Annotated in this window: 13 protein-coding genes; 6 read left to right on the top strand and 7 right to left on the bottom strand. The window is 39.3% G+C overall.

Translation table 11 applies throughout. The features are described 5' to 3' along the window. Nucleotides 1-82 precede the first annotated feature (82 nt). From EMIN_RS01740 to EMIN_RS01750, 3 genes are read right to left on the bottom strand one after another with little or no spacing between them, the layout of a single operon-like run. Entirely contained in the window at nt 83-1,006 is a 924-nt protein-coding gene (locus EMIN_RS01740) for a glycosyltransferase family 2 protein (RefSeq protein ID WP_012414515.1), read from the bottom strand. 8 nt (nt 1,007-1,014) lie between these two features. After that, the gene (gene trhA / locus EMIN_RS01745; protein ID WP_012414516.1) at nt 1,015-1,674 is read right to left on the bottom strand and encodes a PAQR family membrane homeostasis protein TrhA; all 660 of its coding nucleotides are present in this window, start codon (nt 1,672-1,674) and stop codon (nt 1,015-1,017) included. Further along, nucleotides 1,664-3,076: a glycosyltransferase family 39 protein gene (locus EMIN_RS01750; RefSeq protein WP_012414517.1), complete on the bottom strand. Its 1,413-nt coding sequence runs from the start codon at nt 3,074-3,076 to the stop codon at nt 1,664-1,666. The genes trhA and EMIN_RS01750 overlap by 11 nt, the downstream gene beginning before the upstream one ends. Before the next feature lie 107 nt (nt 3,077-3,183). Here EMIN_RS01750 and ppdK point away from each other — a divergent pair, with 107 nt between their 5' ends. The 5 genes from ppdK (at nt 3,184) to rplT (ending at nt 7,956) form a co-directional block, all read left to right on the top strand. Beyond that, nucleotides 3,184-5,973 (top strand): pyruvate, phosphate dikinase, encoded by a 2,790-nt coding sequence (ppdK, locus tag EMIN_RS01755; RefSeq protein WP_012414518.1) that lies wholly within the window; start codon nt 3,184-3,186, stop codon nt 5,971-5,973. A gap of 113 nt (nt 5,974-6,086) precedes the next feature. Beyond that, the gene (locus EMIN_RS09350; RefSeq protein WP_012414519.1) at nt 6,087-6,557 is read left to right on the top strand and encodes a type IV pilin protein; all 471 of its coding nucleotides are present in this window, start codon (nt 6,087-6,089) and stop codon (nt 6,555-6,557) included. Between the two features lie 192 nt (nt 6,558-6,749). Next, the gene (infC, locus tag EMIN_RS01765; protein ID WP_012414520.1) at nt 6,750-7,283 is read left to right on the top strand and encodes a translation initiation factor IF-3; all 534 of its coding nucleotides are present in this window, start codon (nt 6,750-6,752) and stop codon (nt 7,281-7,283) included. A 97-nt stretch (nt 7,284-7,380) separates the two neighbouring features. Next, nucleotides 7,381-7,584 carry a 50S ribosomal protein L35 gene (gene rpmI / locus EMIN_RS01770; RefSeq protein WP_012414521.1) on the top strand — a complete coding sequence of 68 codons (204 nt, stop codon included), beginning with the start codon at nt 7,381-7,383 and terminating at the stop codon, nt 7,582-7,584. 15 nt (nt 7,585-7,599) lie between these two features. Further along, nucleotides 7,600-7,956: a 50S ribosomal protein L20 gene (gene rplT, locus EMIN_RS01775; protein ID WP_012414522.1), complete on the top strand. Its 357-nt coding sequence runs from the start codon at nt 7,600-7,602 to the stop codon at nt 7,954-7,956. Between the two features lie 125 nt (nt 7,957-8,081). On the opposite strand, the gene EMIN_RS09355 is transcribed toward rplT, so the two are convergent. The 3 genes from EMIN_RS09355 to EMIN_RS01790 all read right to left on the bottom strand — a co-directional run bounded on the left by EMIN_RS09355 (nt 8,082) and on the right by EMIN_RS01790 (nt 10,395). Beyond that, on the bottom strand, nt 8,082-8,621 hold the full coding sequence (locus EMIN_RS09355) for a type IV pilin protein (protein WP_012414523.1): 540 nt from the start codon (nt 8,619-8,621) through the stop codon (nt 8,082-8,084). 122 nt (nt 8,622-8,743) lie between these two features. Next, the gene (locus EMIN_RS01785; RefSeq protein ID WP_012414524.1) at nt 8,744-8,992 is read right to left on the bottom strand and encodes a hypothetical protein; all 249 of its coding nucleotides are present in this window, start codon (nt 8,990-8,992) and stop codon (nt 8,744-8,746) included. A 44-nt stretch (nt 8,993-9,036) separates the two neighbouring features. Next, on the bottom strand, nt 9,037-10,395 hold the full coding sequence (locus EMIN_RS01790) for a BamA/TamA family outer membrane protein (protein ID WP_012414525.1): 1,359 nt from the start codon (nt 10,393-10,395) through the stop codon (nt 9,037-9,039). Nucleotides 10,396-10,472: 77 nt separating this feature from the next. Between EMIN_RS01790 and EMIN_RS01795 the strand changes: the two genes are divergently transcribed. Next, nucleotides 10,473-12,269: a sulfatase-like hydrolase/transferase gene (locus EMIN_RS01795; RefSeq protein WP_187146165.1), complete on the top strand. Its 1,797-nt coding sequence runs from the start codon at nt 10,473-10,475 to the stop codon at nt 12,267-12,269. Nucleotides 12,270-12,476: 207 nt separating this feature from the next. Here EMIN_RS01795 and EMIN_RS01805 read toward each other — a convergent pair whose 3' ends face one another. Further along, a complete protein-coding gene (locus EMIN_RS01805) occupies nt 12,477-13,454 on the bottom strand; it encodes a class II fructose-bisphosphate aldolase (RefSeq protein ID WP_012414527.1) in 978 nt (325 codons plus the stop codon). Nucleotides 13,455-13,474: the final 20 nt, after the last annotated feature.

Genomic DNA, 13,474 nt, shown 5'->3' on the forward strand with positions numbered 1-13,474 from the left:
TATACAAATTTTATTTAGGGGTATTATAGCATTAATAAGAATTCTATAGGGGCTGGAATTATTCTGTTTAGCAAAATGAATTTTATATATTAAACTTTTTGTCGATTATATAGTTTGGTCTTTGTTTTGTTTCCTTATATATTCTGCCTATATACTCGCCCAAAATTCCAACAGATATCATTTGCAGGGCGCCAAAAAAAAGTATTAATACCGCTAAAGAAGCGTAACCCGGCGTATCTTTGCCCAAAATTAAAGTTTTTGTAATTATAAAAAAAGCGTAAAAGGCTGAAAATATGGCTATGATAGCGCCCAAATAAGTCCATATCCTAAGCGGTAAAGTGGATGCGCTGAAAATGCCGTCCAATGCCAAATTCCATAATTTTTTATATGGTAGCCCAGTGTTGCCGGCATTGCGCTTAGGTCTGTCAAATTCTATGGAATCGGTTTTAAATCCCACCCAGCCAAACAGGCCTTTCATAAACAAATTACGTTCACGGCAGTTTTTTAGGGCCTCAATTACGCTTCTATCCAAAAGCCTGTAATCCCCGGCGTTGTATGGAATAGGGTAATCACTTATCAAATTATAAATTTTATAGAAAAACGAGGAAAGAGTGTTTTTTAAAAAACTGTCTTTACGGATTTTTCTTACCCCGTAAACCATTTGGTTTCCTTCTTCCCATTTTTTTATAAACTCAGGTATTATTTCAGGCGGGTCCTGGAGGTCGGCGTCTATAGGTATGGCCGCCTTTCCCTGGGCATAGTCAAAACCGCATAAAAGCGAGGCTTCTTTACCGAAACTTTTTGAAAGCGATATTATTTTAATTTGAGGAATTGTTTTTGCTTTTTCTTGCAAAATATTAAGAGTGCTGTCTTCACTGCCGCCTTCTATAAACAAATACTCATAGGTTTTTTTGGCCGCGGGCATAATTGCTTCAAGTTTTTCCAAAAGAAGCCCAACATTTTTCTCTTCATTCATTACCGGTATTATTAAGGAAATGTCAGTCATTTTCAATCCTATATTAAAACGCAGCCGAACAATACGGCAAAAAAATGTACCATTGTCCCCGCCAGCACGAACAAATGCCATATGCCGTGGTAAAAGGCTTTGTCTTTCCTTATGTAGAAATAAACGCCGCCCGAATACAGAAGGCCGCCTATAACAATAAAGATCATACCTAAAGACGGTACATTTTGTATAAACGGTTTTATCGCGAAAATAGCAATCCAGCCCATACCCAAATATATAGCCAGGGAAAGTATTTTAAATCTGCCCGTAAAAAATAGTTTCATTATTGTGCCGCCCAAAGCAAGTGCCCACACAATGCCAAACATAACCCAGCCGAAAACGCCGCGCAGGTTAATTAATAAAAAAGGAGTGTAAGTGCCGGCTATTAAAATATAAATTGAAATGTGGTCAAAAATTTTAAGCCTGCGTTTGGCCACGGGACTTATTGCCGCGTGGTAAAGGGTTGACGCCACGTAAAGGGTTATCATTGAAGCTGAAAAAATAGAAACTGAAACTATTTTCCAAGGGTCACCGGTAAGTGCGGCGATGGTTATAAGAACACCTGCCCCGAAACTTACAAAAATTGTTCCTATCCAATGCGTTAAAGCGTGCATAAGTTCTTCGCCTTTTGTATAGGCGTTATGTGAAATTATATTATTACTGTTCATTTGTATTTATCCTTATAAAACAATCCTGTTTTATACATTTTACTTTTGTAAAGGGCGGCAGTCCGCCGAAATTGTTAATGGGTATCCAAACCAAAGCGTTTTTATCATGTTTTTTTAAATAAGAAAGACCTTCGGGTTCGTTTATATTTATAACCTTGGCGCCTGGTACCTTAATATAGTAGCCAAAAACTAACGCTTCCGATTTTTTAGGGTAAAAATTTCTTGAATAAAAATAGAAGTTTTTCGACCCGTTTGAGTTTTGCGTTAAATACTCGGCCGCTGTTTTGCCGCCGGTGTTTACTTTATAGTCAAAAATATTTTGAAGCGATATACAAAGCATGCTTACCAGGATAATAGCATTAACAAACATAAAATACCTGTTTTGTTTTTGCGCGCGGCACATAACAAAAGAAAACAACAAAAATAAGCATGGTAAAAGAGCGGTAAAAAAGCGGCCCATAAAAAACGTAAGTTTAGGTTGTAATAGAAGGCAAAAAAACAGTGTCAAAACTACCGCCGTGAAGGAAAAAGTAACGCTTGTTTCTTTTAACTCCTCAGATGTTTTTTTTGCTTTTAAAAGGACATATATGCCGCTTATTGCTAAAAATACGGCGGGTAGAGTACCCGCGAAAACGTTTATAAAAACGTCATTAAGCAGTTCAGCTAAAACAAGTTCGCTTGTGCCCCACCAGCCGCCGTTGGCGGCTTCAATCTGCGCAAAATAATGCCAAATGAGCCATGGTAAAAACAGCGCTAAAAATAAACCGTAAGCGGCGCAAAAATGCCAGAAATATTTTTTATATTTTAAAGCCGTGCCCGCAAGGATAATAAAGTAAACTCCCGCTACTATGCTGCCAAAATAATGCGTAGCGCTTAAGGCGGCGGTTAAAATAAAATAAAGCGCAAATTCTTTAAAATTTATTTCATTGACATCTTTAATTTTTTGCGCTAAATTAACGCAAAAAAAGGTTAAAAATAAAGACAGCATCAGCATAAAACTGTATGAACGTACTTCAAAGCTGTGCTTTATAACCAGGGGGGAAATACAAATAAGCGTAAAGAAAATAATTTTTTGCGTTTTTGGCAAATATTTGGGAAATAAAAACCACGCGCTTAATATTGAAACTAAGCTAAAAATACCGCTTGGAATAATTGAAGTAGTTTTTGTCATCGCGGGGAAAACATGGTTCCACAAATACAAAGTTAAATTATAAAGCGGCGGGTGCACGTCAGGTATCAAAAAATATTTCAATATATAAAAAACGCCGAAATCCGGCGAAGCGGTTACAACGGTAAACGTTTCATCATAGGTTAGAGGGGCGGGAATATAGGTTATTCTTAACAAAATGCCTGTGGCGGCGCATATAGCGCAAATAAGGAAAAAAACCCTGTTTTTAAGCATATAAAATATTATACAAATTTGAAATTTTGTATTTATGCGTTTATTTAATATAATGGTACTGTAAAGTATTATCTCACTTGAGAAGCAATCAAAACAGGAGCTGCAAAATGGCTAAAACAGTAAAGAAAGCGGCAAAAAAAGCCGCGGTTAAAAAAGCAGTTAAAAGCATGAAAAATGTTTATTACTTTGGCGGCGGCAAAGCCGACGGCAAAGGCTCAATGAAAGAACTGTTGGGCGGCAAGGGGGCAAACCTGGCTGAAATGGCCGGTCTTATGAAACTTCCGGTTCCTCCGGGCTTTACGATTACTACAGAAGTTTGCACATATTATTGGGATAATAAAAAAAATTACCCTTCCTCATTAAAAGCTGAAGTTGAATCTAATCTTAAAAAAGTTGAAAAAGAAACAAAAAAAGTTTTCGGTTCCGTTGATAATCCCCTTTTGCTTTCCGTACGTTCCGGGGCAAGAGCTTCCATGCCGGGTATGATGGAAACTATTTTAAATATCGGTTTGACTGAAAAAACAATTCCCGGTATGATTAAAAAAACGGGTAACGAACGCTTTGTTTATGACGCTTACAGGCGTTTAATAATGATGTATTCCGACGTTGTTATGGAAAAAGCCGCCGGCATTGAACCTAAAGACGACAAAGGCATACGTAAAGTTTTAGATGGTATGCTGCATGACGTTAAATCCAAAAAAGGCGTTAAAGACGATACTGATTTAACGGCGGAAGATTTAAAAACCCTTTGCGCGGAATTTAAGAAAACCGTTAAAAATGTTTTAGGTAAAGAATTCCCCGATAACCCGATGTTGCAGCTTTGGGGCGCCATAGGCGCTGTTTTCTCAAGCTGGAACGGAAAAAGAGCTATCGCTTACAGAAATATTGAAAAAATTCCGCACGAATGGGGAACGGCTGTTAACGTACAGGCCATGGTTTTCGGTAACATGGGGACAGACTCGGCCACCGGCGTAGCTTTCTCAAGAAACCCCGGCAACGGCGATTCACACTTCTATGGCGAATACTTAATTAACGCCCAGGGTGAAGACGTTGTGGCGGGTATCAGAACACCCAGCCCCATGAACAAATGGTCCAAAAATACACATTCCGAACACTTGCCCACATTGGAACAGGTTATGCCTAAAGCTTATAAGGAACTTGACGGCATACAGAAAAAACTTGAAAAACATTTCAGAGATATGTTAGATATTGAGTTTACCATTGAACAAGGTAGACTTTGGATGCTACAGTGCCGCGTAGGAAAAAGAAACGGCACCGCTGCCGTTCAAATGGCTTTAGACATGGTTAAAGAAAAACTTATCAGCCAAAACGAAGCCGTTTTAAGAGTTACAGCCTCTCAACTCGACGAACTTTTGCACCCCGCTATTGACCCTAAAGCGGAGGCTTTGGCTAAAATTGTAGGAAAAGGTTTGCCCGCAGGTCCCGGCGGCGCTTCAGGTAAAGTTGTTTTCACTTCAGAAGCGGCCATGGCGCTTAAAGCCAAAGGCGAAAAAGCTATTTTGGTAAGAGAAGAAACCAACCCCGAAGACGTTGAAGGTATGAGAGCGGCTGAAGCTATTTTAACACAGCGCGGCGGTATGACCTCACACGCGGCGTTAGTAGCCCGCGGCTGGGGTAAATGCTGTATAGTCGGCTGCGGCGAGCTTGAAATTAATTTAAGCAAAAAAACCGCCTCAATCGGCAGCGTTACTTTTAAAGAAGGCGACTTCATTACACTTAACGGCACAAAAGGTTTTGTTTACTTAGGCCAGCTTAAAATGTTAGAAGCGGGCGAAGGCAACAATAACTTAACTAAATTCTTAGATATGTGCGATAAAATAAAACGTCTTGACGTACGCACAAACGCCGACACTCCCGAAGACGCTGTAAGGGCCAAAAAATTCGGCGCTAAGGGTATCGGTTTATTCCGCATTGAACACATGTTCTACGGCACCAACGCCGAAAAACCGCTGTTCATCTTAAGAAAAATGATTGTTTCCAAAACAACCGAGGAAAGAACAAAAGCTGTTAATGAGCTTTTCCCGTTCATGAAAAAGGCCATCAAAGGTACAATTAAAGCCATGGCTGGTTTTGGAGTTACAATCCGCTTGATGGACCCGCCTTTGCATGAGTTTATTCCCCAGCAGAAAGAGGTAAAAGAGCAGGTTTGCAAAGCTATGGGAATTACAATGGAAGAGTTTGATTCCAGAGCCGCTGTCCTTCACGAAGTTAATCCTATGATGGGACACAGAGGCGTGAGGCTTGGCGTTACATATCCCGAAATTACGGAAATGCAGTCCAGAGCAATACTTGAATCCGCGGCCGAACTTATAAAAGAAGGCGTTAAAGCTATGCCTGAAATTATGGTTCCCGTTGTTTGCCATGAAAACGAACTTATTGACCAAAGAGCTATTATTGAACGCGTTTATAAAGAAGTTGTTGCCAAAACAGGCGTTAAGAAATTACCGCTTTCAGTAGGCACCATGATTGAGATTCCCAGAGCGGCTATTATGTCTCACAAAATTGCCGAACAGGCGGATTTCTTCTCCTTCGGTACAAACGACTTAACTCAAATGACGTTCGGCTTCTCAAGAGATGATATCGGCGGTTTTATGGGCGCTTACCTTGAAAAAGGCGTTCTTAAAAACGATCCGTTCCAAACGCTTGACCAGGATGGCGTAGGCTACTTAATCAAGCAAGGCGTTAAGGGCGGCAGAAGCACAAAAGCCAAACTTAAAATCGGCATTTGCGGCGAACACGGCGGCGACGCGAAAAGCGTTGAATTCTGCCACAGGGAAGGATTTAACTATGTTTCCTGCTCACCGTTCAGAGTTCCGATAGCCAGGCTTGCGGCTGCGCAGGCGGTTGCTAAAGAAATAAAAACTAAAAAGAAATAGTTTAATTAAGTAAAAACCCCCGTTTAATAACGGGGGTTTTTTTATTGTGATTTTTGATATAATTTCAAAAAAACATATCAGATTTTGTATATCATTATGTTAGGAGAATATTTATGAAAAAAGGATTTACTTTAATTGAACTGTTGGTCGTTGTGCTTATTATAGGAATACTGGCGGCTATAGCTTTGCCGCAATATAACAAAGCTGTGGAAAAATCCCGCGCGGCTGAAGCTTTTACCATATTAAAAGCGATACATTTGGCCAATGAAAGATTCTTTTTACAAACAGGGGTATATAACGCTACTTTTAACGACCTTGATATTGAAATTCCCGGCGCGGACGCTTTCTACCAAGTAGACAGAAAAGAAACAAAAACCTTTTCTTACGCATTAAGAAATGACCTTTCATGGGTTGTTGCAAGCCGTGTTCCGGTAGCTACAAGATACGCTATAGTTTTTGTGCACGGTACGGGTGAACGCCGCTGCGTAATTTATGATACAAAGTATGCTGAAGTTTGCAAATCCTTAGGAGTTGATACCAGTAAAACGTGTTCTTTTGCGAACGGATGCTTTGTTTTGCAGTAAAAGCGGCTTTTTTACTTGTAGATAAAGACACAATCGGTGAACCTGTCTAAATTTGCTAAAATTTGTAAAGGCATAACCTTTGAAGTATGCATACGGACGGAACACTTGATTATCACAAAATCAATTAAATTGACAGCAAAGTTTGATATTGATATAATTTTAGTGTCCTAAAAAAAGGACATATTGAAATAAATGGCTAGATACGAAAAACAAGAAAAAAAAGATTTTGTTCGCAAAAACGAACAAATCAGAGTGCCCCAGGTTCGTCTTATTGATTCTGACGGTACTATGTTAGGCGTAAAGTCTGTAACCGAGGCTTTATACTTAGCAAAACAACAAGAGCTTGATCTGGTGGAGATTTCACCAACCGCCGAGCCTCCTGTGTGTAAGATATTAGATTACAGCAAATATCTTTACGAACAGGGCAAAAAACTCAAAGACGCTAAAAAGAAAACAGCTAAAACAGCAATGAAAGAGCTGCGCATAAAATCGAGAATAGCGTCCCACGACTTGGAAGTTAAGATTAAGCATATTGAAGACTTTCTTAAAAGGAAAGACATGGTTAGGCTTGTGGTAGTTTTCCACGGGCGCGAAAACCAGCATAGGGATTTGGGCGAACAGATGTTGCATGACGTCGCCAAAAGGTTAGAACCTATTGCCAATGTTGAGGGGGGCCTTCAGGTCACCGGAAACAGAATGTCAATGATTTTTGTTCCTAAAAACTAGGACTTAAATTTCTTTTAAGTTAAAACTGCGTCTTACGCGCTTTTTGGCGCGGGTATGCGGTCAATTTAAACATTAAATTATAGAGGTTATTAGAATTATGCCAAAGTTAAAAAACCACAGCGGCGCGAAAAAGAGATTTGCAAAAACCGCTACAGGTAAATATAAACGCAGAAAAGCCGGCAGAAAGCATTTGCTTACGCCGCAATCGGGCTCACGCAAGAGAGAAATGAGACAGACGGGTATTATTAAACCGGAATCTGCCGAAGGAAAACTCCTTAAAAAATATTTACCGATGGACTAGTGGAGAAAAAGATATATGAGAATTAAATTTAGCGTTGCAAGACATGCAAGAAAGAAAAAAGTTTTAAAAAGAGCCAGCGGTTATTACGGTGATAAATCCCGCCGCTTAAGAATGGCTACCCAACAAGTAGATAAATCACTTGTTCACGCTTATACGGGCAGAAAAGACAAAAAACACCAGTACAGACAACTTTGGATTACCAGAATTAACGCTGCTGTAAGAGAAGAAGGTTTGAACTATTCAAACTTTATCAACGGTTTAGCAAAATCAAACATTACGCTTAACAGAAAAATGTTATCCGAAATGGCGATTCAGGATCCGTTGTCATTTAAAAAGCTTGTGGATGTTGCAAAACAGGCCATAGCCAAATAAGCAAAACTTTATAAAAAAGCCGCCTTTTAAAGGCGGCTTTTTTATTTTGTTGCTTGAGGTAAATTATTGTGGACGTAATTGTTTGATTTTATTAACGTATTATATTTTTATTTATAAATTTAAGTCTATGGGGTCCAAATATATCCTGTTCCGCCGGCAAAAGAGCTGTCTGTTTTAGCGTTCGGGCCCGCCATTGTTTTGCAAAGTGAAACATATTTATCAATACCTCTAGGCAGACAGGCAAACTCGCCTGTTTTGATGTTATACATTGGGTCTTGTGCAAAGCGGTAAGCAATAGTTAACTCTGAAGTGTTTAAACCTGTGGAATTGTAATAGGCCACTACAGTATTTATAGCATCGAAATGATAGGCCCATTTACCCACAACGCAGGTGTTGCCGGTGCAGCTGTCTTTCATAGAAATATCAAGTTCACTAAAATCACGGGTTGCGGAGCCTGTTGCAAGCATATGTCGCTTTTGGGCTTCTCCCAAAATTCTTATATTTGTAATGGCTTCAGCGGCTCTTGAGCGCATAACGGCTTTATTGTATTGAGGCAAGGCTATAGCCGCAAGTATACCTATAATAAGAACAACAACTAACAATTCTATAAGTGTAAAACCTTTGTTTTTAAGGTGTACATCAAATGTCAGATATGGAGTTTTCATATGGAGTCCTTTTTTATTTATTCTACAAAATAGAGCGTAAAATTTAATCTTGTTAAAAATATAACCTGCTAATATAAAATCTCCTTGGCAGGTTATGGTTTTAAATATAAAATTAGCAAATTTTACTTGTTTAACTCGTCGTATAATTCTTTGTTTTTAACATTTTCTCTGGCTTTGCCGAGGCGTACATCGTAAGCGGCGGTATTAATTTGGGGCAAAGCTTTAGCTATGGAGTTTTGTAAATCCCATAATGCCTGCTTTTCGGCGCTGGCACGTTCTACAGGGCAAGCCCTGCCGTTATTAAAATTGTTAAGCCATTCGTAAAGGACAATAGCTTCATCCTCATTAATTTCTATTTTCAATTTTGCCATATTAACATTTAAACCCCTCTATATTTTTTATTTAATACAGTATACTAAAATCCGCTCCCGAGCATAAGGGAGAAATTATTTTCATTGTTTGTTGTGTCTCTTGTATATGTAAGCCCTAAAGGCAACGGAAAACGCCAAAATTTATAGTAAGCGCTTGCGCCAAAGCCGTTTTGCCGTGAACTGCTGTGTTTATCGTCCCAAATAAAAGAAGTTTCGGCAAAAGGCTCAATTGCTAAAATTCCTGTCTTGTTTTTAGCGGCAAGAACTGTTATATAAGCGCCCGCGCCCAAACCTTTTTCACCTCTAAACTCGCGCGAGTATCTGCCTCGTCCCAATAAGTCGGTTGATTTGGTTTGCAGGGCAAAGGGGCCTTCAAAGGTTTCCTGCGCGTTAACTTCTATGCCTATTACATGCCTTGCGGGCAGTTCCAAAGCAGTTCTTGCCGAGGCGGACAATTGAGAAATATTAAAATCCGCGCCTGTATGGCTGCCGCCGTTGTTGTAAGTTGTTTCAAAGTAGTATCCCAGTCTTGGTTTGGGTAGTTTTACAATCTTTTCATCCCTGTCGGACACACCAAGCCCGAATAGGGAGCCGAATGCCGCAGCCGCTCCTTTTGAGGGTTTCATATGTTTAAAATATTTTGCGGAAGCAAAAACTGTGCTGTGATTGCCCGAGTCTTGCGGCGCGTTAACGCCCGAATAGCTTATTCGACTGTAGTTGTATCCCGCGCTTAAGGAAAATATTTCCAAAAAAGATCTTCCATAAACAAAAGTTGCGTTGGTTTCTTTAACGTCAAATTGGCGTACTGTGCCGGCCTTTTTTATACGTGTGGTACTAAAAAGGCTGCTTGGGCTAAAAGAGCCGTTTTCATATTCTCTTTGTTCATAGTCAAGTTTACTAAAAAATATTGCAATATTTTGGTCATTAGCGGATAAACTTGCTCCCGCCATATAGCCGTTGCCGCTTATGCCGGCAAGCAGCATAGCCAGCTCGCCTTGTCTAAACAGATTTGCTTCCATAAGGCTTGCCACAAGCGTTGTGCCGCCTTGTCCGAACCCGGCAAATATTATTGGGAAAACATAGTGCCCGTCTTTGCAGCTTATATTTATGTCTACGGTGTTGTCCGTTTTATCTTCAACTTCTATCTCCATCGATTTAAAAATACGCATGTCATGAAGGGCTTTTCTGGCATAGTCAAAGGCTTCGTATGCAAAGATATCTCCTTCCTTTAACAGGAATTTTTCTTTTACTATGGGAGGTTCTACCCTTACGGTTGATACATTTACCGAAGATATTGTTTTGCCGTTATATTTGGAATATTTATCGAAGTCGCTTTTGTCTTGCGAGTATGAAAACGTGTTTGCCGTCAGTATTATTAAAAAGAAAAACTTTAGCTTATCCATAATATATTCTACATTTATTTGATGTTATTTAAAAATGATGCATATACTTGATAATTATTTAATAGAATATAATGAATATGAAACTTAAGAACATTTTTATATTTACTTTTATAAACCTTGCGATTTGGTGTCTGCTGAGTTTGAAATACTATTTTACAAGCGGATTTTATTGGGATTTTGCGGGACTGATTTTTACTTTAACATTTATTCCCGGGCATTTATTACTTTTTGCTTTAGGGCTTTTTGTTATTTTGTGCCTTGCCAGTATAATAGGCCCTAGGTTTTGCAAAAACTTCGCTATTTTTGCGGGTGCTTTTTTCACTCTTTTCTTTTTAACTGACATAATAGTATATTCCCAATACCGCTTTCATATAAGCCTTTCTATGGCGGAGCTGTTTTTTGGACCCGCCGGGAGGGAAATTTTTGTTTTTCCTATAGGAATGTATTTGCTTATGGCGCTAGGTGTTCTTGTTGTATTAATAGTGCAGGGAATTGCGGTTGCGGTGTCGTGCAACATTAAGGTTCCGAACAGATTAGTAATTTTAGGTTTTATAGCATTAGTTTTTTGTTTTATAGCGTTTAATTCTTTATACGCTTGGGCCAAGTTTGTTTCCGTTCCAAGTATAACGGCGCAAATATCTTATTTGCCGTGGGCAAATCCGTTGAGTGTTAATACAAGGCTTAAAAAAATGGGTTTAAATCCCAGTTCTGAGCCTTTAGTGGCCGCTAAAGGAGAAATGCTTAATTATCCGTTAAATCCTTTAAAGTGCGAAAGCGTAAATCCCAAACTTAACGTTCTTTTTATTTTGGTTGACTCTTTAAGGTCGGACATGTTTACGCGCGAAATAATGCCTAAAACTTACGCTAAATATAAAAACAGCCGCAACGGATTCCATTTTAAAAACCATGTAAGCGGCGGCAACGCCACGCAGGCGGGCGTATTTGCTTTTTTCTACGGGCTTCCTTCAACATACTGGAACGCTTTTTCCTCATATAATATGGAGCCTGTTTTTATGCAGGAAATGAGAACCAGGGGATATGAATTTGGCATATTTTCAAGCGGTAAATTAAACAGTCCGGAATTTCATAAAAATATCTTTTCAGGCATAGATAACTTAAGGATCGAGTCTAAGGGAGATACTAAGTATGAAAGAGATATAGATATGCAGCGCGATTTTGAGGCGTTTTTAGACAACAGAGATAAAAAAAGACCGTTTTTCGCTTTTATGTTTTATGATTCACCGCATGGCTTTGAATACCCTCCGTCATTTAAAGAAAAATTTAAACCCGCAAAAGAGTTAAATTATATTTCACTTACATCTTCTACGGACCCGAAACCCTATCTTAACAAGTATAAAAACTCTATTAACTTTATAGACGGCAAACTGGGCGAAGTTTTTGATATGCTTAAAGACAGAAAAATAAATGCGGAAACCGTTGTTATTATTACAGGCGACCACGGACAGGAAATCAACGATACCGGCAATAATTTTTGGGGACATAACAGTAATTTCGCCAAATATCAAACGCATACCCCTCTAATAATGCTTTGGCCCGATAAAAGAGGCAAAGATATTGAATACAGAACAACGCATTATGATATTGTTCCTACGGTTATGAAAGAAATTTTGGGTTGTGTGAACCCGCCTTCCGATTATAGTATAGGTTATAATTTGTTTGATGATACTCCCAGACCGTACAGCCTTGTTATAAGTTATACAAAAAAGGCGGTTATAGTTGACGACAATGTTTCTGTTATAGATAATTACGGCGCTTTGGAGAATTATGACGACCAGTACCGCCCGTTAAAAGAAAGTGTTGATTCAAAAGCGATATCGGCCGCGTTAAAGGATTTATCAACGTTCTATAAATAAAAAATTGCGGTTTTAAAGATGTTTTATTATAACAATGCCCGTGCTAAAAGCACGGGCATTGTTTTGCTTAAGATAACCCGGCTTGGTATTTACGGGCGTATATTTTTTTGCATTTTTCTGTTGTTTATATTCCCTTTACTTATATTAAGCCCAATAAATTGGGCAAACAAAAACCCCCGCTTTAAAGCGGGGGTTTTTATTATAAACTTATTTAACTCTGTTGGCTGAACCTAAAACACTTTGGTTTTTTTCCTTATACATTGCTATAAGGTCGGTTCTCGCGGGGCCTAAGTATTTGCGCGGGTCAAATTCTTCGGGTTTTGTTACAAATACTTTGCGTACAGCCGCTGTCATTACAAGTCTGCCGTCGGAATCAACGTTGATTTTGCAAACCGCTGATTTGGCCGCTTTTCTAAGCTGGTCTTCAGGTATGCCTACAGCGTTATCAAGTTTGCCGCCGTATTGGTTAATTGTGGCTACGGCTTTTTGGTCAACGCTTGAAGCGCCGTGAAGGACTATAGGGAAGCCCGGAAGTCTATTTGAAACTTCTTCTAAAATATCAAAGCGAAGGGGGGGAACTGATTCACCCGGTTTAACTTTAAATTTATAAGCGCCGTGGCTTGTTCCGATTGAAATAGCTAAAGAATCACAGCCCGTTCTTTTAACAAAATCTTCTACCTGCGCGGGATCCGTATATGTGTGGTGTTCGGCGGAAACTTCGTCTTCAATACCGGCCAAAACGCCGAGTTCCGCTTCTACGGTTACGTCATTTGCGTGGGCGTATTCAACAACTTTCTTCGTTAAAGCGATATTTTCTTCATAAGGGAGGTGTGAACCGTCAATCATGACTGAGGAGAACCCTGAATCAATACAGTCTTTGCAAAGTTCAAAAGAATCACCATGGTCAAGATGTAAAGCTATCGGAACGGGTTTGCCTATATCTTTCATCATTTCTACGGCGCCTCTTGCCATCCATCTTAACATTGTGGCGTTGGCATATTTACGCGCTCCGCTTGAAACCTGTACTATAACGGGTGAGCCTGATTCAACGCAAGCTGTTACAATGGCTTGCAATTGTTCCATATTATTAAAATTGTACGCGGGAACGGCATATCCTTCTTTCATTGCGTTTGCAAACATTTCTTTTGTGTTTACAAAGCCGAGTTCTTTATAAGAAACTGTCATTTTTTAGCCTCCAATAGTAT

Source organism: Elusimicrobium minutum Pei191 (assembly GCF_000020145.1).
GTDB lineage: Bacteria > Elusimicrobiota > Elusimicrobia > Elusimicrobiales > Elusimicrobiaceae > Elusimicrobium > Elusimicrobium minutum.

Coding starts and splice junctions, on each gene's coding strand:
- EMIN_RS01795 (WP_187146165.1), top strand. CDS start 10,473: ATGAAACTTAAGAACATTTTTATATTTACTTTTATAAACCTTGCGATT.
- EMIN_RS01805 (WP_012414527.1), bottom strand. CDS start 13,454: ATGACAGTTTCTTATAAAGAACTCGGCTTTGTAAACACAAAAGAAATG.
- trhA (WP_012414516.1), bottom strand. CDS start 1,674: ATGAACAGTAATAATATAATTTCACATAACGCCTATACAAAAGGCGAA.
- EMIN_RS01790 (WP_012414525.1), bottom strand. CDS start 10,395: ATGGATAAGCTAAAGTTTTTCTTTTTAATAATACTGACGGCAAACACG.
- EMIN_RS09350 (WP_012414519.1), top strand. CDS start 6,087: ATGAAAAAAGGATTTACTTTAATTGAACTGTTGGTCGTTGTGCTTATT.
- EMIN_RS01740 (WP_012414515.1), bottom strand. CDS start 1,006: ATGACTGACATTTCCTTAATAATACCGGTAATGAATGAAGAGAAAAAT.
- infC (WP_012414520.1), top strand. CDS start 6,750: ATGGCTAGATACGAAAAACAAGAAAAAAAAGATTTTGTTCGCAAAAAC.
- ppdK (WP_012414518.1), top strand. CDS start 3,184: ATGGCTAAAACAGTAAAGAAAGCGGCAAAAAAAGCCGCGGTTAAAAAA.
- EMIN_RS09355 (WP_012414523.1), bottom strand. CDS start 8,621: ATGAAAACTCCATATCTGACATTTGATGTACACCTTAAAAACAAAGGT.
- EMIN_RS01750 (WP_012414517.1), bottom strand. CDS start 3,076: ATGCTTAAAAACAGGGTTTTTTTCCTTATTTGCGCTATATGCGCCGCC.
- rpmI (WP_012414521.1), top strand. CDS start 7,381: ATGCCAAAGTTAAAAAACCACAGCGGCGCGAAAAAGAGATTTGCAAAA.
- rplT (WP_012414522.1), top strand. CDS start 7,600: ATGAGAATTAAATTTAGCGTTGCAAGACATGCAAGAAAGAAAAAAGTT.
- EMIN_RS01785 (WP_012414524.1), bottom strand. CDS start 8,992: ATGGCAAAATTGAAAATAGAAATTAATGAGGATGAAGCTATTGTCCTT.